Here is a 26,587-nt window from a genome sequence, read left to right on the forward strand (position 1 = left end):
TAATGACAACGCTGTCATTTGTTGTCCACCCCATTTTGTTCCTGCTCCGGGTTCAGCCACTGGCTGCGGCCGGGGCGTTGATCGTTGGCAGAACGGGCACGCACTTCGACCGGCCCTTTGACATCAACCGGTTGCTGATAGTGTTGCCACTCCCCGCCTTCCACCCGGTACTCCAGCACCAGGCCCGGGAAGATCAGGTTCATCTCCAGCTTGCCGGCCTCGATTCGGGCACCGGCCGTGGGGATGCGGTAAGCGATGCCCGCCTTATCGAGCTTGGCCAGCTCCTGTTGCCCCAACAGCGCGGCAAAGCGCTGCCAGTCGGCCAGCCGTTCCGCTTCCGCGGTAAAGTGGTCGCTGTCGACGCTGAAGGTGCGACCCGGCACATAGTCCAGTTCCCAGTCAGCGCGGTGCCAGGCCCGCTCCGCCAGCGCCAGCAGGCGGGGGAACAGCTTGTACTCCACCACATCGGCATGGCGGACGGTTTCGCTCCAGAACTGCGCCTGAATCCCCCGGATGGTTTCCCCCTTAAGGGCAAACTCGGTGTCTTCGGCCTGGTATGGGTTGCCCTGACGGTCACGCCACACCTCAGCGTGGGCCGGAAGGTTGTCCGGCATCAGGGAGAACACCTTGAGGGTGTTGATGGCACGCGCGCCCCAGTAGTAGCCGCCCTCGTTCGGGTCGGTCTCGTAGGGGAAATCGAAGTAGAGGGCGTCCGGACTGGCCAGCACCACGTCCCAGCCACGCTTGAGCTGCTCATGGGCTTTGTTGTGGCCGCCCCAGGCCAGCAGATCCCAGCTGTAGGAGGTCACCGGCACCGCCAGCTGCTCTTTCGACTCCAGCAGGCCGTCGCTCCAGCCACCGGCGCGAATGCCACGCTCAGCCAGCATGTCCACCACCCGGCGGATAAAGTAGCCGAGCAGGTCATGGGTATCGTGCAGGTCCAGCTCTGAGGCGATCAGGGCTTCACAGCGCGGGGAGCGCTCCCAGGCACCGGCGGTTTCATCGGCGCCGATGTGGTAGAGGGTCAGCGGGGTGCCCGCCGCCTCGTGCATCGCCTGGACCTCGTCCAGCACCTTGCCAAGGAACACATAGCTGGAGTCGAGACAGGGGTTGATGGTGTTGTCTTTGTAATACTGCACCGACAGGTATTCGGGAGCGTCTTCCAGATCAGACAGCAGGTACTGCCCCGCCTCGGCGGTGCGGCCCTCAGCCATCAGACGGCGATGACGCTCTGTCATGGCACGAACCGCAGCACGGCTGTGGCCGGGCATATCCAGCGACGGGATCACTTCGATATGGCGGGCGTCCGCGTAACGCAGCAGGTCGATGTATTGCTCGCGGCTGAAGTAACCGTTCACTTCCGCACCGGCATCGACACCGGAGCCCAGCTGCGGCAACAGGCAATCGCGCTCCTCGGCTTCGGCACAGCGGCGGGCGCCAATCTCCGTCAGCTCAGGCAGGCCAGGAATGGCCAGGCGCCAGCCCTCATCGTCCGCCAGATGCAGATGCAGTTTATTGAGCTTGTAGGCCGCCATCTGGTCGATGATCTTGTACACCACCTGGTGACCGGGGAAGTTCCGGGACAGGTCCAGATGCATGCCACGGTAGTCGTAGCGGGGCGCGTCTTCGATGGTCAGTGCTGGCAGTTGGTCCTGGCCGGGGCGGATCAGCCCGGACAGGGATTGCAGGGCATAGAATGCGCCGGTATCGGTGCTGGCCTGCAGTTCGATGCCTTCACCGCTGACACTCAGGCGATAGCCCTCCTCGCCCAGCCCTTCAACCCGCTGCAGGGTCAGCGGTACGCCATCACGCGCCACCAGAAAACCCAGTGACGACAAGCGCTCCCAGGCGGCATCCAGATCACTGAACGCCTGACCACCGGGCTGATAGCCGCGCTGCAGTGACAGCGGTGCGGCGTCGGTAAAGCTCAGTTGGCGGGGAGTGGGGATCACGCCAGCGGCAGGCAGGGCAGACTCAGCCGGTGCCAGAGCGGCATTGTCGGAAAACAGCTGGCGCGGAGTGGCCTGCGCCATATTGTCCTCGGCGGTGCGCCTGAGCTGGCGCTCCGGGTCGGTAAGCGGCTCAACGAAGGGCAGTTGCCACAGCCCGGTTTCCGGGTCACGCACCTCTTTGGTGCTGGCGATCACCACCGGCTCCAGCCCTTCGGCGACGAGGTAGTAGTTGGGCATCGGGTCGGAGTTGGACACACTCCAGAAGTTGGCGGTATAGGGCACCGCCTGAGTCTGCTGCGCGGCCAGCCCGGCAAAGTCGTCGCCGGGGAACAGGCGATGCAGATCGCCATTGATGTGTTCGATGGTGAGGGGGCCGGTGCTGCCCTGAACATAGGAAACCTGGCTGAATCGCAACTCCCAGCCGGTGGCAGGCAGGGCGGTGTCGCCGGTGGTCAGTTCAATCTCAGCACGGTAGCAGGCGCCATCGCCCTTATCTTCCCGGCAGTGGGGGCCTGGCCGGTTGTCCACCACCCGGTGCACCACCTGAAGCTGTTCGGCAATGCGGTTAAGAGTGTCCTGATCCAGGGTGGTGTTTGGCGTGGCGCTTCCTTGCTGGCATCCGGCCAGCACCATCAGCGCCAAAGGCAAGACTGCTCGCATACTCCCTTCCTTGTCGATGCTCGGCCGCTTTGCTGCGACCTGTCAGAATAAAAAACACTGGCTGCCGAGACGGCTGGCAGGCCAGCGGACGCCTGGACCGAGGGAGTGGCAAGGCAAGAAATCAACGGCACCTTGTTCGGGGTAAATCGCCACTGCCTGGCAGGCCAACCATTGGGAGAGCCCAATCGCAAAAACTACAAATTGGTTACATCATGACAACGCTGTCATTCTCTGTCCAGAGTCAAAACCACTTTTTTTAGGCTGCCACAGTGCGACTCCGGCGCCAGCGCCCGGCAGGACTGACAACGCTGTCAATTGGTGGTAGCTTATCGACCATCCCAATTTGATAACAGCAACAATACAGAGGGGATACATGGCCACATCGCGTACCCTGCAATACCGCAGCCTGTATTGGCCCAGCGCCATTGTGCTGGGTGCCGCCGCACTGCTTTACAGCGCCGCTCGCCTGCCACTGGTGGCGGACTATGGTCATTTCTCCCTGCTCGGGCTGCTGGGGGCACTGGTGGCCAACAGCACCGGTGCCGGTGGCGGTGTGGTGTTCATCCCCGCCTTTCATCAGCTCGGCCTGGATGCCGACGCGGCCGTGGCCACCTCCTTTGCCATTCAAAGTTTCGGTATGACTGCCGGTGCGGTGGCCTGGTGGCGCTATGCCCGCCGCGACCGCCTGGGTGCCCACGAGGGGATCTGGCGTCCGCTGCTGCCCTCGGTCGGCTATACCCTCGCCGGTACCCTGCCCGGTTTGCTGCTGGGCCGCATTCTGCCCTCCCCCAGCGAACTGCATGCCCTGTTTGCCCTGTTCTCGGTGATGCTGGGCAGCGTGATCCTGTTAATGTCGTTTCGGGCGATACCGGACCAGCCCCGACAGCGGCTGACCCCACGCTGGAACATGGCGCTGATAATGCTGGGCCTGGTGGGCGGCGTGATCACGGCGTGGCTGTCGGTGGGGATAGGTGAACTGCTGGTGATTGTGCTGATGCTGCTGCGTTGCCACAGTGCCACAGCGGTGGCCGCCGGAGTGATCGTTTCCGCCCTGACGGTCTGGGTCGCGATGATCCTCAACCTGACCCAGGGGGCGCCGTTCCAGTGGCCCATCGTGCTGTTTGCCGGGCCCGCAGCGGTGCTCGGTGGCCTGCTGGCCCGACACCTGGCCACGGTGATGTCACCGCTTCAGCTCAAACGATTTTTTGCCTGTTGGATCCTCTTTGTCGGCCTGCTGGGCTGACCTTTTCGCAAGGATGGCGTTATGACTCAACCGCTTAATCGCATCACCATTGTCGGCGGCGGCAGCGCAGGCTGGATGACCGCTCTCTACCTCAACCGTTATTACAACCAGGGCGGGCACAAGACCCACATCACTCTGGTCGAGAGTGAGGACATCGGCACCATCGGCGTCGGTGAAGCCACGGTGCACAGCATCCGTTTCTTCTTTGCCGCCATGGGACTGGACGAAGCCGAGCTGATGCGGGAAACCGGCGCCACCTTTAAGACCGGCATCCGCTTCCGCAACTGGAAGAAGCCGGTGGACGGCAAGATGCATGAGTACTTCCACCCGTTTGAGGAGCAGCGCACCAACGGGCCTCTGGATCTCGCCACCAGCTGGTTCAGCAGCGAGCGCCCCGCCGGTGAGCGCTACGACCAGCTCAACTGCCTCTCTTCCGCCCTCGCCGATGCGGGCCACAGCCCCAAAAGCCACACCTCCGCCCCCTATCAGGGGCTGGTGCCCTACGGCTACCATCTGGATGCAGTCCGACTGGGGCGCTACCTGCGCCGCAAGGCGGTGGAAGCAGGCGTAGAGCACCGGATCGGTACCGTCGATAAGCTTGAGCTGGATGGCGAGCGCATCCGCGCGGTTCACTGCGGCGGCGTTCGCTTTGAATCGGACATCTTTATCGACTGCACCGGATTCCGGAGCCTGTTGATGCGCCAGCTGAAATCCGACAATTGGCAAAGTTTTGAGGACGCCCTGCCCTGCAATAAAGCGGTGGCGCTGCAGCTGCCTTACGGGCCCGAAGCCCAACCGCGCCCCTATACCCAGGCCACGGCGCTGGACCATGGCTGGGTCTGGGAGATCGACCTGCAAGAGCGCCGCGGTAACGGCTATGTCTATGACGGCAAGCGTCTGAGCCGGGGGCAGGCCGAAGCGGAGCTGCGCCAGTATCTGGGCGTACCGGCGGACATGGGCCAGGCTCTGCACCTGGATATGAAGATCGGGTGCCTGAAATCGTTTTGGGTCGGCAACTGCATCGCCATCGGACTGTCCGGCGGCTTTATTGAGCCGCTGGAATCCACCGGCCTGCACCTGATCAACCTGAGTGTGCGGCTGCTGGCCACCCACCTGAACGGCGCCGATGTGGCCCAGCCGGTCAAGGATTCCTACAACCGCCTGATGAATGGCATCTACGATGACCTGAAGCGCTTTATCATCCTGCACTACTGCCTGACCGACCGGGACGACACCGAGTTCTGGCGCAAAGCCGCCGCCAGCGCCGAACACAGTCCCCGCCTGAGGCAGGACCTGACGCTGTGGCAACACAAGGTCTGTGAATTTATGGACCAGGCGGGCAGCTACGCCACGGTGTTTACCGATGAAAACTACCGCTTTGTCCTGTACGGCATGGGCCACTGGCCCCAATTTGCCCCTCTTGGCAGCGCCCAACAGCACCAGCAGCTGCGCCAGCAGTGTGAAGCCCGAACCCGGATGGCGCTGGATCAGACGCTACCCCACCCCGCGGCACTGCGTGCCCTGAACTGATCATGACGGTACTGAGCAACAAAAAGGCCCCTTTCCGGGGCCTTTTTTACACCTTCTGCAAGCCGTGCTGACGTATCCGCTCCAGCAACTGGCGATGGGGCAGGAGTTGGCTGGCCAGGCGCTCTGCCTGTTGTGCCAGCTGGGCCATTTTTTGCCGGGCCGCTTCCCCCTGGTCCAATCGTTCCGCGCACACCTCGGTGTCAAACTCCATGCCGTACAACACGTAGAGGTAGTTCTCCAGGTTGAAGATCGACAGGTTGCTGGCAAAGTCATAGCCACTGGGCTGCTGCTGTTGCCAGTACGCCAGATTGTCTTTCAGGGACTGGGGGATCGACTCCGGCGCCCGGTTGTCACGCCAGAACGCGCTGTCCTCCCGCTGCGACAACACATAGTGCAGCTTGATAAAGTCGATCACCCGGTCCCAGCTGTGGCGCACCCGCTGGTTAAATCGCTCGGCCACCGCCGGCATCGCCTCGCGCTGGCCCGGCAGCATCTCTGCCAGCATCCGGGCCGTCAGGTCGAACACCAGTAGGCCCGTGGCCTCCAGCGGTTCAACAAAACCGCCGGACAGGCCGATGGCCACGCAGTTGCCCTGCCAGGCACGCTCCCGGTACCCCACCTTCATGGCAATCTTGCGGCAACTCAGCCCCTCGGCCACCGGCCCCAGGTACGCCCGCAAGACACGCTCCGCCTCTTCGTCACTGCAGTGGCGACTGGAATAGACGTGGCCCACCCCGCGCCGTTCGGTCAGGCCGATGTCCCAGATCCATCCACTGTGGGTGGCGGTGGAGAGGGTGTGGCAGGGGATGGGGGCATCCGCGCGCTCATAGGGCACCTGAATCGCCAGGGCCGAGTCGACAAACAGCACATCGCTTTTGTCGATAAAGGGCACCTTCAGGGTTTGCTCCGCCAGCAATGCGGAGAACCCGGTACAGTCGACAAACAGGTCGCCCTCCAGGGTACCGGCCCGGTCGGTGACAATGGCCGCGATGCCGCCGTTGCCATCGGCCACCACCTCGGTCACCTCCGCCAGCACATGGTGCACCCCTAACTGATTCACCGCATGGTCGGTGAGCAGGGCGGAAAACTTGGCGGCATCGAGGTGGTAGGCGTAGGCGGTGGCCCCGCCAAACTCGGGGTGCATCAGGGTTTTCGGCCCCAGTCCCTGCTCACACAGGTGAGCCTGTACCGACACGGCATCGGCGTAAGGCGTGCCGCCGGGATCCTGGCACCAGTATGGGGTGGGGTCGAGCCCCTGGATGGCCGGGTAGTCGAACAGGTGATGGTAGGCGTGGGACTGGCCACCCGCCGGGGGCCGCAGCCAGTCGATAAATTTGATGCTCTGCTTAAAGGTGACATCGCACTGGCGGATAAAATCGGTTTCCCGAATCCCCAACCAGTGCAAGGTCTGGCGCATGGTGGGCACCGTCCCCTCCCCCACGCCGATGGTGGGGATATTGGGCGATTCCACCAGGGTCACGCTGATGGTCGGGTGTTGATTCACCCGAAACTTGCGGGCCAGGTGGCTGGCCGCGAGCCAGCCAGCGGTGCCGCCGCCGACCACAATCAGCCGGCGGATCCCTTGCTGCGCCATAACGCCTCCTTGGTTAGCCGTTCACCTTCTTGTCCGCCAGGCGGTTAACCTGGTGCAGGGAGAACAGGTGGGCGTAAACCAGCGGCAGGAAGCCACGCTTGCGCAGTTCACCAAAGGCCTCATCGGACAGCTCGTTGAGCTTCTGCTCGTTGACCATGTAGATGCCGCCGATGTTGTACTCGTCACCTTGGATCTTCAGGTTGAGGGTGCGGTTTTCCAGCAACTCAAGCTCATTCAGTTTGGTGACGAACGCGGTGGTGATCTGGTCGGATTCGACGAAGCGACCCAGGCTCTCTTTTTTGCGCTGCAGGTACTCGGAGGGCTCGCTGCCTTCAAACAGGGCGTTGCCTTCCGCTTCGCTGACCCGGTCGCTGGCGGTGTTAACGGCCATCATCAGCTGACCCGGGTTCTGCATGTCCGGCACCAGTGCCAACGGGTAGTGAGTGACGGCGGCCGGAATGTAGAGGCCTTTCCAGGTGTCACCGGCAAAGTAGTTCTCACCGGGCTTCAGGCCCAGCATCAGTACGGCGCGGAACTGGCCGGTTTCGGCGTTCTTGACGAACAGGATGGGAAACTCGTTGCTGGCGCGAACAAACTCATGCACCACCACAGGCACAATGTGCTGCTCTTTAACGTGGGCAAAGCCGGGATCGTCCTTGATTTTGGTGTTGGCGTGCTTCTCTTGTTGTAGCGGTACGATTTGGGCTTCCATGTGAATACTTCCTTATTACGACGATGCAGTGGTGAGCCACTGTTCTAGAGGTATAAAAAAGGGGAGTCAGACTCCCCTTTTGTTTCCGTTCACTACCTTGTCACGAGTTCATCAGAAGCGCAACGCTGCGCCCACGGCGACAGTGCGGGCCATCTGGTACTCGAACGCGGGGAAGCCGTTGGTGAAGGCGCTGCGATCGGTCTGGTAGGCGTTGTTACCAAACTGACTGGAGCTCTCTTCGGTCAGGTTGACCGCATCCAGAGTGATGTCCAGGTAGTCGGTCACGTGCCAGCGGGCAGACAGGTCCAGTGAGCCAAAGTCGTCGTGCAGACGGTTACCGTAGGAACCGGTTTCACGAATCATGTACTCATCACGCCAGGCGTAGGAGAGACGCACTTCCAGCCAGTCGTTTTCGTAGTAACCGGTCACGTTGTAGCTGTGCTTGGAGCTGTTGCTCAGGAACGGGTTACCGTCGGTAAAGGTGTCCTCAGAGGTGTCGGTATCGGTGTAGGTGTAGTTGACGATGGCACCCAGACCGTTATCGAAGTCCTGCTGGTATTGCAGTTCCAGACCTTCGATGGTGGCAGACTCGCCGTTGCTCTTCTCCTGCTTGGTCCACTCCAGTTCGTCCGGACGCAGCTCGCCGCCAAAGTCGATGCCGGCTTCACCGTTCATGTAGGGGCCGCTTTCCTGGATGGTCACAAAGTTGGAGACATCCTTGCGGAACAGGGCGGCAGACACCATGGAGGCGCTGTTGAAGTACCACTCCACGCCCAGGTCATACTGGTTGGCGATAAAGGGCTTCAGGCCAACGTTACCCACAATCCAGTACTGGTTGTTCGGCACATCGTCGTTGGCACCGCGCACATCCGGGTTAACGTACATATCAACGTACTGAGGACGCGCCATCACACGAGCCGCGCTGAAGCGCAGAATCATGTCATCGGTCAGGTCATAGGCGGCGTTAAAGCTCGGCAGCATCTCGGTGTAGTCGGCGCTGGTCTCGCCTTTTACGTCGTCCACGTAGTAGGTGGAGGTGGCGTCAGTGCCCACAAAGCGGAGGCCGAAGTTACCACGCAGGCCATCGGCATCGTAGGAGGCCATGGCGTATACCGCGTAGTTGTCTTCGTCGATCTCACTGTAGGAGCCCAGATCTTCGGTTTCACCGATGATGCTGGAGCGGGCCCAGGCTTTCAGGGCTTCATCGTCAACGCGCAGGATCTGGTAGTCATCCGCGCCCACATCGATCAGGCCGCCGTTAACGTCACCGGTGCTGATGGAGGGGTTGAAGTTCGGATCCTGAATGTAGTCAAAGCGACGGCTGGTGGTGTTGTGGCTGGCGTAGCGGCCACCAAACTTCAGCTCGTTGATCACACCCAGTTCCACCTCAAAGGCGATGTCGGCCTGAACGTAGGTCTCGTCATCGGTTTTGGGGGTACGGTTGAAGTTGGAGCCGGTGCCCATGTTGAGGGAGCCCGGATCGTAGGCGGCAGTGTCAAACCCGTTCAGGTCCCAGGTCTGGCTGCCACCGGTGAAGTCGTAGCGACCACCCGGGATCGGGGTGCCGCCGGTGCCGTCGTCCACCACCATTTCGAAGTCGGTACCACCGGTGGAGGAGGTATCACCCACCTGGAACTCGAACACGTAGCCATCGCCCGCGTACTCCAGCTGCAGGTCATACACTTCGGAGCTCATGGTCGCTTCACGGGGACGGGCCTGGTAGTAGGCCACGTTCAGCGGACCCGCAATCTGAGTACCGGAACCCGCACCCGGGGCGTCGCCGCCACACAGGCCACAGCCGCCAATCCAGGAGGTTTCATCCCAGGCGCCGGAGCCGGGCTCACCGGCCCAGGAGGTGTCACCCTGGGTCAGCCACAGGGCGTAGTTGGTGTTGTTGGCCTTCATCTCCATATCGATGGCGTTCACCACGATGTTGAGACGGTCGGTCGGGGCCCACTGCAGGGTGGCGGTCAGGGCGGTACGCTCACGCTCCTGCTCAAAGGCCACCGGGCCAGCACCCCACTCCCAGAACGCTTCGTTACCCTGACGCTGCAGGCTACGGTCCTGCATCACGCCGGACACCATCACACCGAAGGTTTCAGAATCGTTCTTCCAGCTGCCCAAGGCAGACAGCAGCGGATCCCAGGTATCGGAATCGGACTGGTACTGGGAAGCGGCAGAAGCAAAGAAGGACAGGCTGTCCAGATCCAGCGGCTTGCGGGTGTTCACCTCAACGGTACCGCCCACGCCACCTTCCAGCAGGTCGGCCTGGGAGCTCTTGTAAACTTTCAGATCACCCACGATTTCGGACGGCAGCAGCTCGTAGTTGAACGAACGCTTGGCCGGCTCCAGTACGAACCAGCCGGTAGAGGCCACGTTCTGGCCATTCAGGGTGGTCAGGGTGAGGTCGTCACCGGCACCACGGATGGACACGGATGCGCCCTCACCAAATTGGCGCTGAATGGTCACGCCAGGGATCCGCTGCAGGGACTCCGCTACGTTCTTATCGGGGAATTTACCGATATCTTCTGCGGTGATGGCGTCCACCACGCTGTTAGAGAAGCGTTTTTCATTCAGGCTGGCCTGCTGAGAGGCGCGGATACCACGAACTTCAATACGCTCAACGTTGGCTTCGGCTTCTTCGGCCATTGCGGTGGCCGGCATCAGGGTGCCCGCCCCCAAAATCATGGCGATGGAACTCGCCAGCAGTTGTTTCTCGAACTTAACAGATCCCATCAGAATCCCCTTCCGTGCTCTTGTTATCTCTGTCGCTTGGATTTCCATGTCATATGACAGCGCTGTCATGGATGTAACTTAACTTACACAAATTAATCCCCGATAACCACATTTGAGGAATATTTTTTTAACAGTTAAGAATCATGCACTTACGGTTAAAAACCACAAGAATCACCTTAAAAAGCCGGGGTTTGGAACTGTGGTGATACAGGCAAAAGGGCATTTTTTTGTGGCCAAAATGACAAGGCTGTCAATTAACTTGGCGGAGAAAACGGGCGACAAGGAGGGTTGGGCGGGGAAGCGTTGCGAAGGACAAATTTTTAAATTGTTATGATGTGATTGCCCATTTAATACTCCCCCTCTTTTGTTTGCCCGATCACACCCAGTAATTAAATTACAAAAAATATTTTCACATTAAGCGCCATACTCGTTGCGCAAGATCTCACAATGTAGCCACAAAGCCCGAAAAATAAGGGACAGGACGCAAAAATAGAGTGGCAACACCAATTAAGTCATTTTGAAAGAAAACAACACAATTGCTAGACTTCAGGTATTACGCCACACCAACCCAAGGATTGACGCCACGTCGGCGCCCATGACCTTTGCGCCTATGGTTAGGGTGCGCATTGCTGTTTCAGTCTCAAATACCTGGAGTCAACCTATGACCAATATCGTGATCGTCGGCGGCGGTGCCGGCGGTATGGAGATTGTGACCAAGCTGGGCCGTAAGCTCGGACGCAAGGGAAAAGCCCAAATTACCCTGGTGGATCAATCTGACCACCATATTTGGAAACCCCTGCTGCACGAACTGGCGACCGGTAGCCTGGATGAGGGCCTGAATGCCCTGGATTACCGGGTTCACGCGTCGCAGAACGGCTACCGTTTTGAGCAAGGCACCCTGCATGCGCTGGATCAGGTGAACCACCAGATTGTGCTGGCTCCGATCTACGACAATAAAGGCAGTGAAGTGCTGCCTGAGCGTCGTATCGATTACGACTACCTGGTGCTGGGAGTTGGCGCCATCACCAATGACTTCGGCATTCCGGGCGTCAAAGAGCACTGTGACTTCCTCGACCTGACTGAGCAGGCCATGGGCCTGCGCAAGAAGATCCTCAACCGCTTCCTGCGCTACGCCAAAAACCACGATCACAAGCATTTCGAGATCACCATTGTGGGTGCCGGTGCCACCGGTGTTGAGATGGCTGCCGAGATGCACCATGCCGCCGACACTCTGCGCGGTTATGGTTATGAAATCAGCGAAGACCTGCTGCGCGTCACCTTGGTGGAAGCCGCAGACCGCGTTCTGCCGCGCGTCGAGAAACCGCGCATCTGTAACGCCGTGGCTGAGGAGTTGGAGAAGCTGGGCGTAGTGGTGAAGACCCACACCCGCATCACCGAAGTGACCGAGCGTGGCATGCAGACCGCCGATGGCGAGTTCCTGCCCTCTGACCTGATGATCTGGTCCGCGGGCGTGATGGGCCATCCGTTCCTGACCACTCTGGGCCTGGAAACTAACCGTGCCAACCAGATCCTGGTGAAACCCAACTGCCAGGTGCCGAGCAATGACCGCATCTTCGCCTTTGGTGACTGCGCGGCCTGCCCGCAGCCGGACGGCAGCTTTACGCCGCCGCGCGGCCAGACTGCCCGCCAGATGGCCCTGATGATTGGCGACAACATCCAGCGCCTGATGGACAACCCCAACGCCGAGCTGAAAGAGTACGTCTACAAGGATCTGGGCTCGCTGGTGAACCTGTCCAAGTTCCACACCGTGGGCAACCTGATGTCCTTTATGGGCGGCGGCATCGCGGTGGAAGGCAAAGTGGCACGACTGGTGTACACCTCTTTGTACCGTCGCCATATGATCGCCCTGCACGGTCCGGTAAAGGGCCTGTTCCTGATGGGCCTGAACGGCCTGCAGCGCCTGATGCGCCCGGAACTGAAACTGCACTGAGCCAACGCTCAGAAACAAAAAAGGAAGCCCGAGGGCTTCCTTTTTTATTGGCGTTGTTCCGCGCTTACTGGTACAGCGTCTCGAAGTAGCTTTCCAGGATCAGGGCCGCCGCCAGGGCATCCACCTGATCCTTTTTCAGCGCCCGGTAGCCCCCGTCCTCAAACAGTCGGGCACGGGCATCCACCGTGGTCAGACGCTCGTCCTGGGTCAGGGTTTCGATGCCGAACCGGCCAAACAGGCGGTTGGCAAACTTACGGGCGGCGCGGGTGACGTGCTGGTCGGTGCCGTCCATATTGAGTGGCAGGCCCACCACCAGTTTGTCCGGCTGCCACTCCTTGAGGAGGGCGGCAATCTCATCCCAGTTGGGGATGCCATCCCGGGCCTTGATGCCCAGCAGCGGGCTGGCGGTACCGGTCACGGTCTGCCCGACCGCCACACCAATGCTCTTGGTGCCGAAGTCGAAGGCCATAATGGTGCTCATGCGTGGCCCACCTCGGAGGAGAGCTGCCAGATGTCGATGCCGAGGCGGCGCGTGGCTTCGCTCCAGCGCTCCTCCACCGGCACATCAAATAGCAGGTCCAGGTCCGCGGGAATGGTCAGCCAGGAGTTTTTGGCCAACTCCTGTTCCAGCTGGCCCGCATCCCAACCGGCGTAGCCCAGTGCCACCAGGTACTGGTTGGGTGCCGCGTCGCTGCCGATGGTGCTGAGAATGTCCTTGGAGGTGGTGATCATCAGCTCCGGGGTCAGGGCCTGACTGGACGCCATGCCATCCAGCGGCGAGTGCAGCACAAAGCCGCGCTCCGGAGTGACTGGACCGCCCACCAACACCTGATTGCGCAGCCCGGTGGGCAGCACAAAATCGTCCTCTTTGACCTTCATCTGGCGCAGCAGGTCATCCAGCTCCAACTCGATGGGTTGGTTGATCACCAGCCCCATGGCGCCTTCCTCATCGTGCTTGCACAGATAGGTGACGGTACGCTGGAAGAAGGGGTCTTTCAGCGATGGCATGGCGATAAGCAGATGGTGGCTCAAGTTTTCCATGGTTAGCCTCCAGCCAGTTTGACCCGATATCCCCGGCTCTCCAGCAACGCCTTAACGGCATCGCGGTTGTCGCCCTGGATCTCGATGTCGAACCCTTTGACGGCGCCGCCGCAACCCATCTTTTTCTTGAGTTCCGCGGCCAGCGTCTTGAGCGCTTTGGCGTCCAGTCCGAGGCCGGTCACCACCATGGCGCCCTTGCCTTTGCGGCCCTTGCGCTCCATCCGGATGCGGACGATGCCATCACCCTGGGGCACCGCTTCCGCGGCGGGCTCGGCCTCAATTCGGCCCTTGTCGGTACTGTAGACCAGTTGCGAGTCGCTATTGGAGATCATAAAGTGCAGGATCGTTTTTTACGGGGGCTTCAGTCTACCAGAAGCCCCACACACAGGACACTGGGGGAAACATGACCTGGATGGGACGACTGCTGTCATCAGCAGGCATTGGCGCGGCGCGAGTGGATACCCTGCTGGGCAAAGACCACTACCAACCGGGTGAAACCATCGACGCCAAGGTGATGCTGTACGCTGGCCGGGTGGACCAACGCATCGACGGCATCCACTTCTCGGTTCACAGCCAGATTGGTCGCAAAGAGCAGGCCGAGATTGCCCACTGCACCCTGGCCGAGGGGATTCTGCTCAAGGCCCACTCGGTGCTGGAGTTGCCGGTTAAGCTGGCGCTGCCGGAGTTCACCCCGATCACCGCCGGGCCGATCGAGAGCTGGCTCAATACCGGCCTGGACATCCCCAAGGCAATTGACCCCACCGACACCGATAAGATCCACATTATCCCCACCGCCACACAGCAGGCGGTACTGGATGCGCTGGAATCTTTGGGATTGGTGCACTGCGGCGTCGAGATCGAGCCACTGCCGGCACAAAGCCGCCTCGGAATGCCGTTCCTGCAACGCTGGCAATACCGGCCGGGGCCGGACTGCTCCCTGACAGCCGTGGCCAGCCTCAGCGTGGCCTGGCGGCCACAACTGGCCGGGCTGGAGCTGCTGCTGGACCACCAGAGCCCCAGCGGTCAGGACAGCAACCAGACGCTGATGGTGCGGGACGATCAGGGCAGCAAACTGAAGGCCCAACTGCGCAATCTGCTGAGCAGTCAGGAGCTCGATGACTAAACTCGGTTTATTCGGGGCGATTCAGGTTCCGCTCAGGCTGACCCTGCCGGAACAAAATCAACTGTGTTAGTGTCAGTGATACTGACGTAACTAAGGAAATGGAAAGCAAATGAAGAAGCTGTTTGCCCTGGTTCTGGCGTTGTGGCTGACCGGATGCGCCACCATCAGCACCGACTCTGATTTCAACCCCGATGTGGACTTCAGCCAGTACAAAACCTGGAGCTGGGTTGCCCCGAGCCAAACCCCTGGCGACCAGCAGTACCACGTCGATGGCCTGACCGACCAACGCATCCGCAGCGCCATTGCCGGCAAGATGCTGGAGCTGGGGCTGGCCGAAGTGCCGGCGGGTGAAGCGGACCTGCTGGTGAACTACCTGACCCAGACCGAGAAGAAGGTCAACGTCGACACCTTCTACACCAGCTTTGGTTACCACCCTTACTACTATGGCCGTCACCCCTACTACGGCGGGGCCAACATCCACGCCGACACCCGGGTTCGCGAGTACAAAGTGGGCACCCTGTTGGTGGACTTCGTGGATTCCGAAAGCCGCCAGCTGGTATGGCGCGGCACCGCCTCCGACACCGTTCGGGAGTACAAAACCCCGGAAGAGCGCACCGCCAAGATCAACGAAGCGGTCAGTGCCATCATGGCGCAGTACCCGCCTCAGGTAACCAAGTAACCCGCTCCCCGAAACGCAAAACGCCCGGCAATGCCGGGCGTTTTGCTTTCAGGACTTGGGCAATGGCCGGGGCTTGCCCTCGGCATCAATGGCCACGTAGGTGAATATCGCTTCGGTCACCCGGTAGTGTTCATCGGTGCCCTTGGCAATGGGCCGCACCCACACCTCCAGGCCGATCTCCATTGAAGCGTTACCCAGTCGACGGACGTTGCCGTAAACGCACACCGCGTCCCCCACCGCCACCGGGCGGTAGAAGCTCATGCCATTGACCGCCACGGTGCAGATACGACCCCGGCTGATCGCCTTGGCCATCAAGCCACCGGCCATATCCATCTGAGACATGATCCAGCCACCAAAGATGTCGCCATTGGCGTTGGTGTCTGCGGGCATCGCCAGGGTGCGCAGCAGCAGTTCGCCGGTGGGTTTTACCTGTTCAGTCATCAGCCGTTCTCCTGCTCAAAGCGGTGCAGGCTGGCCACCAGGGCATCCACCGCGCTACGGTCCAGATCTTTGTGCAGCACCAGACGGGTTTTGGCCCCCACCGACACTTTGCAGCCATCCGCCTGCAGGTGCGCCTGCAGCGCTGGCAGGTTAGCGTGCGCAAACGAAGCGAACACCATGTTGGTGGCGCACTGATTCACCTCAACCTGTTTCAGCGCCGCCAGCTGCTCCGCCAGATAGCGGGCGTTGTCGTGGTCCTGCGCCAGTCGTTCAACCTGTTCGGTCAGGGCCAGCTGACCGGCCGCCGCCAAAATGCCGGCCTGGCGCATGCCGCCACCGAGCACCTTACGCCAGCGACGCGCCTTTTTAATCAGCGCTTCATCACCCACCAGCAGCGAACCCACCGGCGCCGCCAGCCCCTTGGACAGACAGATGGTCAGGGAGTCGAAATGCTGGGCAATGGCACTGAGTGACACCCCTTCAGCAACCGCCGCGTTAAACACGCGGGCGCCATCCAGGTGCAGCTTCAGCCCCTTTTCAAACGCAAACGCCTGAGCGTCAGCCAGGTAGCTCATCGGCAGCACTTTGCCACCAATGGTGTTTTCCAGGCTCAGCAGGCGGGTCCGGGCAAAGTGGATATCGTCCGGCTTGATCGCGGCTTCCACCCGTTTCAGGCAGAGGCTGCCATCGGCCTCATTGTCCAGCGGCTGCGGCTGGATGGAACCCAGCACTGCGGCGCCACCCCCCTCAAATTTGTAGTTGTGGGCCTGTTGGCCACACAGGTACTCATCGCCACGTTCGCAATGGGCCATCAGGGCCAGCAGGTTGGCCTGGGTGCCGGAAGCGGTAAACAGCGCCGCCTCGAAGCCGGCCATCTCGGCCGCCTGCTCTTCCAGGGCATTAACGGTGGGGTCATCGCCGTAGACATCATCACCGACCTCGGCCTGGGCCATGGCCCGGCGCATCGCTTCGGTGGGTTGGGTGACGGTATCAGAGCGGAAATCGAACATGCTGGGTGCCACTTTGGATGAATGAAAATCGGCCCAATAGGGTATCAAATTGAGGCAAAAGGTCTGAGATTTGGATCACTGCGGCTTTCGCATGATTTGAATTCATGCGCCAAGCATTTCTTATCGCTGTATTCGCCGCTTAAAGGGGATAATAATGCACACATCGAAAGGGAACGCCCTTACGCATTGATTAAATTTCTCTGATTGCCTGGTTCGAGTTAGCACCTTTACCCGGCATCAAACATCAGGACGGCGCCCGCAAGCGCGGACGCCGTCCCCCTGGTCAAATACTGGAGTCGTTATGCTGAGTACTGTTCTTGTGGTTCTGTCTCCCCTGGCCGCTGAAGGTTTTCGTCGTCACTTCAAGCTGCACCCGAAAATCTCCGCGACCCTGTAAGAGACCGCTTAGCCCTGCTCCGGCAGGGCTTTGACGTGTACGTCCATCTGCGGATACGGGATACCAATGTTCTCCTGATCCAGACGCAGTTTAATCTCCCGCATCAAGTCAAAACGCACGGTCCAGAAGTCCGCGGTTTTCACCCAGGGCCGCACCACAAAGTCCACTGAGGACGCGCCCAGCTCCAGCACCTCGATCACCGGCTCCGGATCCTTCAGCACCAGCTCATGGCTGGTCACCACATCGGTAATCACCTCTTTGACCTGACGCAGGTCGGCATCATACGACACCCCAACCACCATATCGACACGACGCCGCTCTTTGGCGCTGTAGTTGACGATCACGCCGTTCATCACGGCGGAGTTGGGCGCCACAATGCGCTTGTTGTCCGGGGTCACCAGAGTGGTGGAGAAGATGGAGATCTCCTCAACCGTACCAGCCACACCCGCCGCTTCAACGTAGTCGCCCGCCTTACAGGGACGGAACACCACCAGCAACACACCGGAAGCGAAGTTGGACAGTGAGCCCTGCAGGGCCAAGCCAACCGCCAAACCGGCCGCACCCAATACCGCCACCAGCGAGGCAGTTTGCACCCCAAGCTGACCCAATACTGCGATAAAGGTGAAGGCGGTGATCACCGCACTGACCATGTTGGCGACAAAGCCCACCACGGTCTGATCCATCTGGCGCTTCACCAGTACCTTGCTGACCCCTTTGGCCACCGACTTGGCCAGCCAACGACCGACGATAAAGATAACGATGGCCAACAGCACTCGGGTGCCGTACACCATCAGCAGGTCCGGGGCCTGGTCCATTAGACTTTCGATAGAACCCATTATTGTTCTCCGTTGGTTAGACGTAATCCGGTTTCGATCCACAGCTCGACACGGCGATTCAGGGTCTGGCCGGTTTCGGTCAGGTTGTCACGCCAGGGCAGGGTTTCCCCCAAACTCTGGCGTTGAATCTGGCTCGCATCAACACCATAACGCTCTGATAATGCTTTGGAAACCGCTAAGGCGCGGCGTCCACCCAAATCTTGATTGTGAGCAAGGGAGCCGCGGCTGTCCGCATGCCCCACTACCCGAACCCGGCCAGCCACCCCGTCTCCGACAAACACCGCCAGCTGGTCATGATGCTCAGGCCTCAGCCGCGCTGAGTCCGTATCGAAATAGAGCACTACCGGGCTCGCCTTACCTGGCGGGCAGCCATTGGCTTCCACCACCCAGTGTGGGGTATCGGGACAGGCGTCTTTGGCGTCAGGCACGCCATCACCATCGGCATCTCTGGCCAGGCACGGCAGCGCCAGCAGGCACAACATCAGCAAACAGGGCTTCACAACTTCTTTCTCCCGTTGACGCAGAAAAGATAGTCGATGTTGCTCAGAAAAGCCTTGGTTGGACAGGGCGATGTGGGTCAATCGGGGTGATTCGGCCCCGCCAGGATGACGCCGTTGTGACCCACTCTCCAGCCAGCCAGGCTCGCGCCGAGGCGGGGTCCAGGCAGTGGGGCATGCGGTGGTGGTAATCGGACACCGCCCCTTCTGCTGCACGGGTGACGATCACCGCGCCCCCTTGTGGCAGCCGCTCTGACGGGGGCCAGTAGAGCCCGGCGAAGTGCCACAACCGGCCCTGTTGCGGCGCAAATCGGTACCCCACCTTGTCGCTCCCTTCATGGCGCCATTCAAACCAGGCGGTCGCGGGGATCAGGCAGTGAAAGCGGCCCAGTTGCGGGCGGAACAGGGGGCGTTGCGAGAGGGTTTCCAGGCGGGCGTTAATCACCGGCCGGGCGGCCTGTGGGACATCCCGTCCCCAGCGCACAATCTGGCTGTGCAGACGGGGGCCCTCTGCCCGCAGCAGCGAGATGGGATCGGTGGGACGCAAGTGGGGCGCGGTGCGCAGCGCCAGAGTGCCGCCATCCATTCCCAATGGGTCATGACTGTCGTAGTCGACCGGGTCCAGCGCGAAGTGACCACACATGGCGGTTTCCTGATAAGGCGGCGTTGCTTAAAGCCTAATCCTATTGGCCGAAACGGGGAGCCCCATCCGCCAGGTAGGCCTCCTCCTCTTCGCTAGACTGGCGCCCAAGCACGGCATTGCGATGGGGAAAACGGCCAAAGCGCATGATGATCTCAAGGTGCAGCCGCTGAAACCGCAGGGTATCGGCCACCTTCTGCCGTGGCGCGCCCTCCAGACCGGTCAGCAACCGCTCCAGCATCGCCTCGCCCAAGCGCTGGTCTTCCAAAGCTTCGGAGTGTTGCAGCGGCATGTAGAAAAACAGCTTGTGGGCCAGGGGCAGCATTCTGTCCACTCCCTGTTCAATGCCGGTTTTGCACAGCGCCAGGGCGATGCCATCCCAGGCAAAGGCCTGACCCTCACCGCGAAACAGGTTACGGCTGAACTGGTCAATCAGGATGATCAGGGCCAGCCGCCCTGCCGGTGTATCCTGCCAGTGGGCCAACTCACCCTGAACAGCACGCTGATGCAGGCCGCCAAAACGCTGGGCAATGGCGCTGTCGGTCAGGCTGCTGGCGCCAAACCAGAGTTTGTCCATCGGTTCCGCCGGCAAGCCTGCGTCGGTGAGCGCACCAAACCAGAATTCCAGCACCTGATGAATTTCGCGGTCCATGGTCGTTTCCTCAGTCCAGATCGATGGTCACGCCATCCATATAACCGGAACCGGTGTGGTTGGCCTGCTTGAGCTTGATCATCAGGCGCAGATCGTTGGGGCTGTCGGCGTAATGCAGCGCATCCACCATGGAGATCTCATCCGCCATATAGAGGTCGAACAGGGCCTGATCAAAGGTCTGCATCCCCTGTTCACGCCCCTTGGACATGGTTTCCTTCAGCTCAAACAGCTGATTGCGGGCAATCAGGTCCGACACACGTGGGGTGTTCAGCAGCACTTCGATGGCGGCGCGACGCCCCTTGCCGTCCCGGTGCGGCACCAACTGCTGCGCCATGATGGCGCGCAGGTTGAGGGAGAGGTCAAACAGCAGTTGCTGGTGTTTCTCCTTGGGCACCAGGTGGAGAATGCGGTCCAGCGCCTGGTTGGCGTTGTTGGCATGCAGGGTGGCCATACAGAGGTGGCCGGTTTCCGCAAACGACAGCGCAAACTCCATGGTTTCCTGGGAGCGGATCTCCCCCAGCAGAATCACGTCCGGCGCCTGACGCAGGGCGCTTTTCAGGGCCGCATCAAAGGATTCGGTATCGATGCCCACTTCACGCTGAGTCACGATGCTCTGGTCGTGTTCGTGAACAAATTCGATGGGGTCTTCGATGGTGAGAATATGGCCCTTCTGATGCTGGTTGCGATACCCCACCATCGCCGCCAGCGAGGTGGATTTACCGGTGCCGGTGGCTCCCACCAGAATCACCAGTCCCCGCTTGGCCATGCAGACGTTTTTCATGATCTCCGGCAGGTGAAGCTCCTCCATGGAGGGGATGCGGGTCTCGATGGAACGCATCACCATGCCCGGATTGTCACGCTGCCAGAACGCCGACACACGAAAGCGGGCAGCCTGGCCCGGCACGCTGAACGCAAAGTTGGCTTCACGCTGTTGGTGGAACTGGCGCCGGTTGTCCTCGTTCATCACGCTTTCCACCAGAGCCAGGGCCCCGTCGCGGTCGAGAGGTTCACTGTTCAGCTGCTGCAGTTCGCCGTCAATTTTCGCGCTGGGCGGAAAGCCTACGGTGATAAACAGATCCGACGCTTTGCGCGCCAGCATGGAATCAAGCAGGGATTGAATCGCCATGGTCGCTCCTTACAGCGCGTTCTTGTTGGCGGTCTTGGTCAGCGCGTCTGCGCGGGTGATTTCGCCGCGATTAACCAGGTTGGTCAGACTCTGCTCCAGGGTCTGCATGCCATGGGCCATACCGGTCTGGATGGCGGAGTACATCTGCGCCACCTTGTCTTCGCGGATCAGGTTACGGATGGCCGGGGTGCCGATCATGATCTCGTGCGCCGCGACCCGGCCGCCGCCCACTTTCTTGACCAGAGTCTGGGAGATAACGGCCTGCAGGGATTCCGACAACATCGCCCGCACCATGTCCTTCTCACCCGCAGGGAACACGTCGACGATACGGTCGATGGTTTTGGCGGCGGAGGTGGTGTGCAGGGTGCCAAACACCAGGTGGCCGGTTTCCGCCGCGGTCAGGGCCAGGCGGATGGTTTCCAGGTCACGCATCTCACCCACCAGAATCACATCCGGGTCTTCACGCAGGGCGCTGCGCAGGGCGTTGGAGAAACTGTGGGTGTCCTTGTGCACTTCCCGCTGGTTGATCAGGCAGTTCTTGTTGTCGTGGACAAATTCGATGGGGTCTTCAATGGTGAGGATATGGTCATGACGGTTGTCATTGACGTAATCCACCATCGCCGCCAGCGTGGTACTTTTACCGGAGCCGGTGGGGCCGGTTACCAATACCAGTCCTTTCGGATAGGAGGCGATATCGCGGAAGATGTCCGGGGCGTTGAGCTGGTCCAGCGTCAGTACTTTGCTGGGAATGGTACGGAACACCGCACCGGCGCCGCGGTTCTGGTTAAAGGCGTTAACACGGAAGCGAGCCAGGCCGGGCACCTCGAAGGAGAAATCCACCTCCAGGTGCTCTTCAAACTCCTTGCGCTGACGGTCGTTCATAATGTCAAAGATCAGCGCATGCACCTGTTTGTGATCGAGTTGGGGCAGGTTGATCCGTCGAACCTCACCATCCACCCGAATCATCGGTTGTACCCCGGCAGAGAGGTGCAGATCCGAAGCGTTGTGTTTTACACTAAAGGCCAGTAGTTCAGTAATTTCCATATTGTTTTCTTAGGCTCCCCTTAAGATATGTCCACCATAACAGAGCGCCTGATTGAAGCCCAAGCCCGAATTGACTCGGCCGCCGCGCAGGCCGGACGGGTTGGCGAATCCATCACCTTATTAGCGGTGAGCAAGACAAAACCCGCCGAAATGATCCGCGAAGCGTACCTCGCCGGCGCACGGGATTTTGGCGAAAACTACCTGCAGGAAGGGGTCGATAAAATCGATGCCCTGCAGGACCTCGATATCCGTTGGCACTTTATCGGCCCGCTCCAGTCCAACAAGACGCGTCCGGTCGCAGAACGTTTTGACTGGATTCATAGCGTTGACCGCCTCAAAATTGCACAACGATTGAGCGAGCAGCGACCCAGCGGCAAAGCGCCTCTGAATGTGTGCATTCAGGTCAACATCTCGGCCGAGCAGAGTAAGTCCGGCGTCAATCCGGCGCAGCTGCCCGAACTGGCCGCAGCGGTGGCGGCGTTGCCCGGATTGCGGCTGCGTGGCCTGATGGCGATCCCGGCGCCGGAGAGTGACCCGGAGAAACAGCGCCAGGCCCTGGCACAGATGAAGCAACTGTTTGACGCCCTTAAGGCGGAACACCCCGGGCTCGATACCCTGTCGATGGGGATGAGCGACGATTTGGAAGCGGCCGTGGCCGAAGGCAGCACCATGGTGCGCATCGGCACCGCGATTTTTGGCACCAGGAAGTGAACAACGTGACGAAAGATATCCGTACCGTCGCCTTTATTGGCGCCGGCAATATGAGCCGCAGCATCATTGCTGGGCTGGTGGCGGGGGGTTATCCCGCTGAGCGCATCATTGCCAGTAACCCAAGCCAGGGCAAACTGGATGCGTTGGCCGCCGATTACGGCATCCGTACCGGTAACGACAACCTCGCGGCCGTTGCCGAGGCGGATGTGGTGGTTATGGCCGTTAAACCGCAGCTGATGGCGGACGTGTGTGCCCCCATCGCCGCGCTGGACCTCGCCGGTAAGCTGGTGATCTCCATCGCCGCGGGCGTGACCTGTGAGCGTTTGAGCCAGTACCTTGGTGGCCACCAGGCGCTGGTTCGCACCATGCCCAATACGCCGTCTATGCTGGGTCTGGGGATGACCGGACTGTACGCCAGCGATGCAGTGGGTGAGGCGGACCGCGCCTTCGCTGGCCACCTGATGGCGGCGGTGGGTGAGATCCTCTGGCTCGACAGCGAAGCCGGCATCGATCAGGTGATCGCCTGTGCAGGCAGCTCACCGGCCTACTTTTTCCTCTTTATGGAAGCCATGGAACAGGGCGCGGCGGCGCTTGGGGTCAAACCCGAGGACGCGCGGCTGATGATTCAGCAAGCAGCCATTGGCGCGGCCCAGATGGTAAGGCACAATCCTCAGTTGAGCCTGGCCGAGCTGCGAGCTCAGGTCACCTCAAAAGGGGGCACCACTCACGAAGCGGTGCAAACCTTAGAACAGCAGGGATTGCGAGATTCGGTACAAGATGCCATGCAGGCCGCCGTACGGCGGGCTCAGGAAATGGCCAAAGAGTTTTAATTTGGGAACCAATACACCATGACTGCGATGACCTACCTGGTAACCGTCCTGTTCAATATCTACCTGATGGTGGTGCTGCTGCGCTTCGCCCTGCAACTGGTGCGCGCCGACTTCTACAACCCCTTCAGCCAGTTCGTGGTCAAGGCCACCCACCCTATCCTGGCGCCGATGCGTCGGGTGATCCCCAGTGTTGGCAGCGTTGACCTGGCCACCGTGGTACTCGCCCTGCTGGTGGGTTGTGGCAAGTGGCTGACCGTACTGGCCATCAACAGCCAGCCGCTCAACCCGCTGGAGATCCTGCTGCTGGGCAGCCTGACCGTGCTGAAAGAGGCCGGCGTGCTGCTGTTCTGGCTGCTGCTTATCCGCGCCATCCTGAGCTGGGTGTCCCAGGGTTACAACCCCTTCGAAGCCCTGCTGCACCAACTGACCGAGCCGCTGCTCTCCCCCATCCGCCGGGTGATTCCGCCCATGGGCGGCCTGGACCTGTCGATGCTGGTGCTGCTGCTGGGCATGAACTTTATCAACCTGCTGATTGGCGACCTGATCCCGCTCTGGCGCCTGGTATAAGGGATGAGTCAGGCGATTGAGCGCGTCGGTGACGACCTGTTGCTGAAGCTCTATATCCAGCCCAAGGCCAGCCGCGATCAGCTGGTTGGCCTGCATGGTGAGGAGTTTAAAGTGGCGATCACCGCGCCACCGGTCGACGGCAAAGCCAACGCCCATCTGGTCAAATTTCTGGCCAAGCAGTTTAAGGTTGCCAAGGGGCAGATCAGCATCGTCAAAGGCGAGCTGGGACGCCACAAGCAGTTGAAGATTCAGTCACCAACGGTGATTCCGGATCCTCTGGCGCAACTACTATAGTGAAGTAAAGGACCACATCATGTTAAGGAGTCCGCCATGCTGAAGTATGCCATGGCCCTGCTGTTTTCCCTGTTGGCGGCCCTCCCGGCCAGCGCTGAGCAGGTGCAGAAAGCGGGCAAATACAACGTGCATTACGCTGCCTTTGGCAGCACGTTCATTACCCCTGAAATTGCCCGCACCTACGACATTACCCGAAGCCGCTATGTGGGCCTGGTCAACATCACGGTGATCGACACCTCACTGCCGGGGGATGAAACCCATGCGGTGGCAATCGAGATTCAGGGGACGGCCCGTAACCTGCTGGGCAACATCAAGGAGCTCACCTTTAAGGAGATCCGCGAAGGCACCGCAATCTATTACATTGCTGAGGTCAATCACCGGAACGAAGAGACCTTCACCTTCGACATCTCCGTGAGCAACAGTCAGGGCCTCAAATCCGACCTGAGCTTCAAGCAGAAGTTTTTCGTCGACTGAGCCATCCGCAATGCTGTTCAACACCGGGGCGCCCTTGTAAGATCGGCGCCCCGGTGGTCGTTTTGGCCCCCGCATTAACCCAGATATCCGGAGTTTTCATGTCCATCCAATCCATTGTTCTGGCCACCGGCAACGCCGGCAAGGTTCGCGAATTTGCCCAACTGCTGGCCGATTACCCGCTGGAGATCCTGCCGCAGAGCCAATTTAACGTGGCGGAAGCGGTGGAGGATGGCACCACCTTCGTTGAGAACGCCATTATCAAAGCCCGCAATGCCGCCCGTGCTACCGGCCTGCCTGCCATCGCCGACGATTCCGGCATCGAAGTGGACGCCCTCAACGGCCGCCCCGGCATCTACTCCGCCCGCTTTGCCGGCGAAGGCGCCAGCGCCACCGACAACTGGCAGAAGCTGCTCGCCGAGATGACCGGTCAGGAACAGCGCAACGCCCGTTTCCAGTGCGTTCTGGTGTACATGCGTCATGCCGAAGACCCGTCGCCGATCATCGCTCAGGCCAGCTGGGAGGGTCGCATTGGTGATGCCGCCCGGGGTGAGCACGGCCACGGCTATGACCCGATCTTCCTGGTCGGCAACAGCGACCAAAGCGCCGCCGAACTGAGCGACGCCGAGAAGAACGCCCTGAGCCACCGCGGCAAAGCGATGAACGAGCTGCTGGCTCAGTTCAAGGCCAAGGGGATCCTGTAAGTGTCACTGCCACCGCTGTCGCTCTATATCCACATCCCCTGGTGCGAGCAGAAATGCCCCTACTGCGACTTCAACTCCCACGCCCGTAAAGGGGCGATCCCGGAGCAGGAGTACATCGCAGCACTGCTGGCGGATCTGGACCGGGATCTGGCCCTGGCCCAGGGCCGGATGCTGACCAGCATCTTTATCGGCGGTGGCACCCCTTCGTTGATCTCCCCGGCAGGCATCGCCAGCCTGCTGAGCGGGGTGGCCGAACGGCTGCCCTTCGCGCCGCAGTGTGAAGTCACCATGGAAGCCAATCCCGGCACCCTGGAAGCCGACCGATTCCGTCCCTACCGCGAGGCGGGGGTTAACCGGCTGTCGGTGGGGGTACAGAGCTTCCAGCAGGACAAACTGCTGATCCTCGGCCGCATCCACGGCGCCGAGGAGGCCCGACGCGCCGCCAACGAAGCCCGCAAAGCGGGTTTTGAACGCTTTAACCTCGACCTGATGCACACCCTGCCCGGCCAGAGCGTCACCGACGCCCTGTACGATCTGGAGCAGGCCATCGCGCTGAAACCGCCGCACCTGTCCTGGTACCAGCTCACCATTGAGCCCAATACCCAGTTCGCTTCCAAGCCGCCGGAACTGCCCGATGACGACACCCAGTGGGCCATCTTCGAGCAGGGCAAAGCGATGCTGGAAGCCGCCGGTTACCGCCAGTACGAGATCTCCGCCTGGGCCCAGCCCGGCTACCAGTGTGAACACAACCTCAACTACTGGCGCTTTGGCGACTACCTGGGCATCGGCTGTGGTGCCCACGGCAAGATCACCCAACCGGACGGAACCCTGCTGCGTACCGTCAAGGTCAAGCATCCCAAGGGTTACCTGGAGCCAGGCCGTGACCCGATGGCCGAGCAGTACAGCGTCGAGCGGGAAGACCAGGCGCTGGAGTACTACATGAACCGGCTGCGACTGATGGAGCCGATGCCCCTGAGCGAGCTGTCAGAGCGCACCCAACTCACGCCGGACGACGTGGCCAAGCCACTGAACTGGGCCCTGCAGCGTGGCCTGATTGAGCGGGATAACCAGCAGATGCAGTTGACCGAGCAGGGTCACCGCTTTCTGAACGAGCTTTTGGCGCAGTTCCTGCCGGATTAACCAAAT

At 60.7% G+C, this 26,587-nt stretch carries 27 protein-coding genes; 12 read left to right on the top strand and 15 right to left on the bottom strand.

Features of this window, described 5'->3' with window-relative positions:
• Positions 1-14: 14 nt before the first annotated feature.
• A complete protein-coding gene (locus FBAL_RS15000) occupies positions 15-2,612 on the bottom strand; it encodes a family 20 glycosylhydrolase (protein ID WP_013346430.1) in 2,598 nt (865 codons plus the stop codon).
• Between the two features lie 373 nt (positions 2,613-2,985).
• On the opposite strand from FBAL_RS15000, the gene FBAL_RS15005 reads away from it, so the two are divergent.
• Both FBAL_RS15005 and FBAL_RS15010 read left to right on the top strand, forming a co-directional pair.
• Positions 2,986-3,855, top strand: a complete 870-nt coding sequence (locus tag FBAL_RS15005; protein WP_013346431.1) for a sulfite exporter TauE/SafE family protein — start codon at positions 2,986-2,988, stop codon at positions 3,853-3,855.
• A 21-nt stretch (positions 3,856-3,876) separates the two neighbouring features.
• Positions 3,877-5,385, top strand: a complete 1,509-nt coding sequence (locus tag FBAL_RS15010) for a tryptophan halogenase family protein (RefSeq protein ID WP_013346432.1) — start codon at positions 3,877-3,879, stop codon at positions 5,383-5,385.
• Positions 5,386-5,431: 46 nt separating this feature from the next.
• On the opposite strand, the gene FBAL_RS15015 is transcribed toward FBAL_RS15010, so the two are convergent.
• The 3 genes from FBAL_RS15015 to FBAL_RS15025 form a co-directional block, all read right to left on the bottom strand.
• Entirely contained in the window at positions 5,432-6,979 is a 1,548-nt protein-coding gene (locus FBAL_RS15015) for a tryptophan halogenase family protein (RefSeq protein ID WP_013346433.1), read from the bottom strand.
• A gap of 13 nt (positions 6,980-6,992) precedes the next feature.
• Positions 6,993-7,691 carry a SapC family protein gene (locus FBAL_RS15020; RefSeq protein WP_013346434.1) on the bottom strand — a complete coding sequence of 233 codons (699 nt, stop codon included), beginning with the start codon at positions 7,689-7,691 and terminating at the stop codon, positions 6,993-6,995.
• 111 nt (positions 7,692-7,802) lie between these two features.
• Positions 7,803-10,427 (bottom strand): TonB-dependent receptor, encoded by a 2,625-nt coding sequence (locus FBAL_RS15025; RefSeq protein ID WP_013346435.1) that lies wholly within the window; start codon positions 10,425-10,427, stop codon positions 7,803-7,805.
• A gap of 661 nt (positions 10,428-11,088) precedes the next feature.
• Here FBAL_RS15025 and FBAL_RS15030 point away from each other — a divergent pair.
• The gene (locus tag FBAL_RS15030) at positions 11,089-12,378 is read left to right on the top strand and encodes an NAD(P)/FAD-dependent oxidoreductase (RefSeq protein ID WP_013346436.1); all 1,290 of its coding nucleotides are present in this window, start codon (positions 11,089-11,091) and stop codon (positions 12,376-12,378) included.
• 64 nt (positions 12,379-12,442) lie between these two features.
• Here the strand turns inward: FBAL_RS15030 and ruvX are convergent, their stop codons facing one another.
• Genes ruvX through yciH form a run of 3 tightly spaced genes read right to left on the bottom strand, consistent with a single transcriptional unit; the run spans position 12,443 to position 13,751 of the window.
• A complete protein-coding gene (gene ruvX, locus FBAL_RS15035; RefSeq protein WP_013346437.1) occupies positions 12,443-12,859 on the bottom strand; it encodes a Holliday junction resolvase RuvX in 417 nt (138 codons plus the stop codon).
• The gene (locus tag FBAL_RS15040; RefSeq protein WP_013346438.1) at positions 12,856-13,419 is read right to left on the bottom strand and encodes a YqgE/AlgH family protein; all 564 of its coding nucleotides are present in this window, start codon (positions 13,417-13,419) and stop codon (positions 12,856-12,858) included. Before FBAL_RS15040 ends, ruvX begins: the two co-directional genes overlap by 4 nt.
• Before the next feature lie 2 nt (positions 13,420-13,421).
• Positions 13,422-13,751, bottom strand: a complete 330-nt coding sequence (yciH, locus tag FBAL_RS15045) for a stress response translation initiation inhibitor YciH (RefSeq protein ID WP_013346439.1) — start codon at positions 13,749-13,751, stop codon at positions 13,422-13,424.
• A gap of 71 nt (positions 13,752-13,822) precedes the next feature.
• Between yciH and FBAL_RS15050 the strand changes: the two genes are divergently transcribed.
• Both FBAL_RS15050 and FBAL_RS15055 read left to right on the top strand, forming a co-directional pair.
• Complete coding sequence (locus tag FBAL_RS15050) at positions 13,823-14,542, top strand: sporulation protein (protein WP_013346440.1); 720 nt, start codon at positions 13,823-13,825, stop codon at positions 14,540-14,542.
• A 109-nt stretch (positions 14,543-14,651) separates the two neighbouring features.
• Positions 14,652-15,221: a DUF4136 domain-containing protein gene (locus FBAL_RS15055; RefSeq protein WP_013346441.1), complete on the top strand. Its 570-nt coding sequence runs from the start codon at positions 14,652-14,654 to the stop codon at positions 15,219-15,221.
• A gap of 48 nt (positions 15,222-15,269) precedes the next feature.
• Here FBAL_RS15055 and yciA read toward each other — a convergent pair whose 3' ends face one another.
• From yciA to FBAL_RS15095, 8 genes are all read right to left on the bottom strand, one after another.
• Entirely contained in the window at positions 15,270-15,662 is a 393-nt protein-coding gene (gene yciA / locus FBAL_RS15060; RefSeq protein WP_013346442.1) for an acyl-CoA thioester hydrolase YciA, read from the bottom strand.
• Entirely contained in the window at positions 15,662-16,672 is a 1,011-nt protein-coding gene (gene ltaE / locus FBAL_RS15065) for a low-specificity L-threonine aldolase (RefSeq protein ID WP_013346443.1), read from the bottom strand. The genes yciA and ltaE overlap by 1 nt, the downstream gene beginning before the upstream one ends.
• A 405-nt stretch (positions 16,673-17,077) precedes the next feature.
• Positions 17,078-17,905 carry a mechanosensitive ion channel family protein gene (locus FBAL_RS15070; RefSeq protein ID WP_013346445.1) on the bottom strand — a complete coding sequence of 276 codons (828 nt, stop codon included), beginning with the start codon at positions 17,903-17,905 and terminating at the stop codon, positions 17,078-17,080.
• Positions 17,905-18,405, bottom strand: a complete 501-nt coding sequence (locus FBAL_RS15075; protein WP_013346446.1) for an OmpA family protein — start codon at positions 18,403-18,405, stop codon at positions 17,905-17,907. The genes FBAL_RS15070 and FBAL_RS15075 overlap by 1 nt, the downstream gene beginning before the upstream one ends.
• A 43-nt stretch (positions 18,406-18,448) precedes the next feature.
• On the bottom strand, positions 18,449-19,045 hold the full coding sequence (locus tag FBAL_RS15080) for an SOS response-associated peptidase (protein ID WP_013346447.1): 597 nt from the start codon (positions 19,043-19,045) through the stop codon (positions 18,449-18,451).
• A 40-nt stretch (positions 19,046-19,085) separates the two neighbouring features.
• On the bottom strand, positions 19,086-19,694 hold the full coding sequence (locus FBAL_RS15085; protein WP_013346448.1) for a DUF924 family protein: 609 nt from the start codon (positions 19,692-19,694) through the stop codon (positions 19,086-19,088).
• 10 nt (positions 19,695-19,704) lie between these two features.
• A complete protein-coding gene (locus tag FBAL_RS15090) occupies positions 19,705-20,820 on the bottom strand; it encodes a PilT/PilU family type 4a pilus ATPase (RefSeq protein ID WP_013346449.1) in 1,116 nt (371 codons plus the stop codon).
• Between the two features lie 9 nt (positions 20,821-20,829).
• Positions 20,830-21,864, bottom strand: a complete 1,035-nt coding sequence (locus FBAL_RS15095) for a type IV pilus twitching motility protein PilT (RefSeq protein ID WP_013346450.1) — start codon at positions 21,862-21,864, stop codon at positions 20,830-20,832.
• Positions 21,865-21,891: 27 nt separating this feature from the next.
• Between FBAL_RS15095 and FBAL_RS15100 the strand changes: the two genes are divergently transcribed.
• From FBAL_RS15100 to hemW, 7 genes are all read left to right on the top strand, one after another.
• Positions 21,892-22,575 carry a YggS family pyridoxal phosphate-dependent enzyme gene (locus FBAL_RS15100; protein WP_013346451.1) on the top strand — a complete coding sequence of 228 codons (684 nt, stop codon included), beginning with the start codon at positions 21,892-21,894 and terminating at the stop codon, positions 22,573-22,575.
• Between the two features lie 5 nt (positions 22,576-22,580).
• Entirely contained in the window at positions 22,581-23,405 is an 825-nt protein-coding gene (proC, locus tag FBAL_RS15105; protein WP_013346452.1) for a pyrroline-5-carboxylate reductase, read from the top strand.
• 18 nt (positions 23,406-23,423) lie between these two features.
• The gene (locus FBAL_RS15110) at positions 23,424-23,972 is read left to right on the top strand and encodes a YggT family protein (protein WP_013346453.1); all 549 of its coding nucleotides are present in this window, start codon (positions 23,424-23,426) and stop codon (positions 23,970-23,972) included.
• 3 nt (positions 23,973-23,975) lie between these two features.
• Positions 23,976-24,266 carry a DUF167 family protein YggU gene (yggU, locus tag FBAL_RS15115; protein ID WP_013346454.1) on the top strand — a complete coding sequence of 97 codons (291 nt, stop codon included), beginning with the start codon at positions 23,976-23,978 and terminating at the stop codon, positions 24,264-24,266.
• Between the two features lie 36 nt (positions 24,267-24,302).
• The gene (locus FBAL_RS15120; RefSeq protein WP_013346455.1) at positions 24,303-24,740 is read left to right on the top strand and encodes a DUF4426 domain-containing protein; all 438 of its coding nucleotides are present in this window, start codon (positions 24,303-24,305) and stop codon (positions 24,738-24,740) included.
• A 104-nt stretch (positions 24,741-24,844) separates the two neighbouring features.
• Positions 24,845-25,441, top strand: coding sequence for an RdgB/HAM1 family non-canonical purine NTP pyrophosphatase (gene rdgB, locus FBAL_RS15125; RefSeq protein WP_041251803.1), 597 nt, complete (start codon positions 24,845-24,847; stop codon positions 25,439-25,441).
• Positions 25,442-26,581: a radical SAM family heme chaperone HemW gene (gene hemW / locus FBAL_RS15130; protein WP_013346457.1), complete on the top strand. Its 1,140-nt coding sequence runs from the start codon at positions 25,442-25,444 to the stop codon at positions 26,579-26,581.
• Positions 26,582-26,587: the final 6 nt, after the last annotated feature.

This window comes from Ferrimonas balearica DSM 9799, assembly GCF_000148645.1.
GTDB classification, from domain to species: Bacteria; Pseudomonadota; Gammaproteobacteria; order Enterobacterales; family Shewanellaceae; genus Ferrimonas; species Ferrimonas balearica.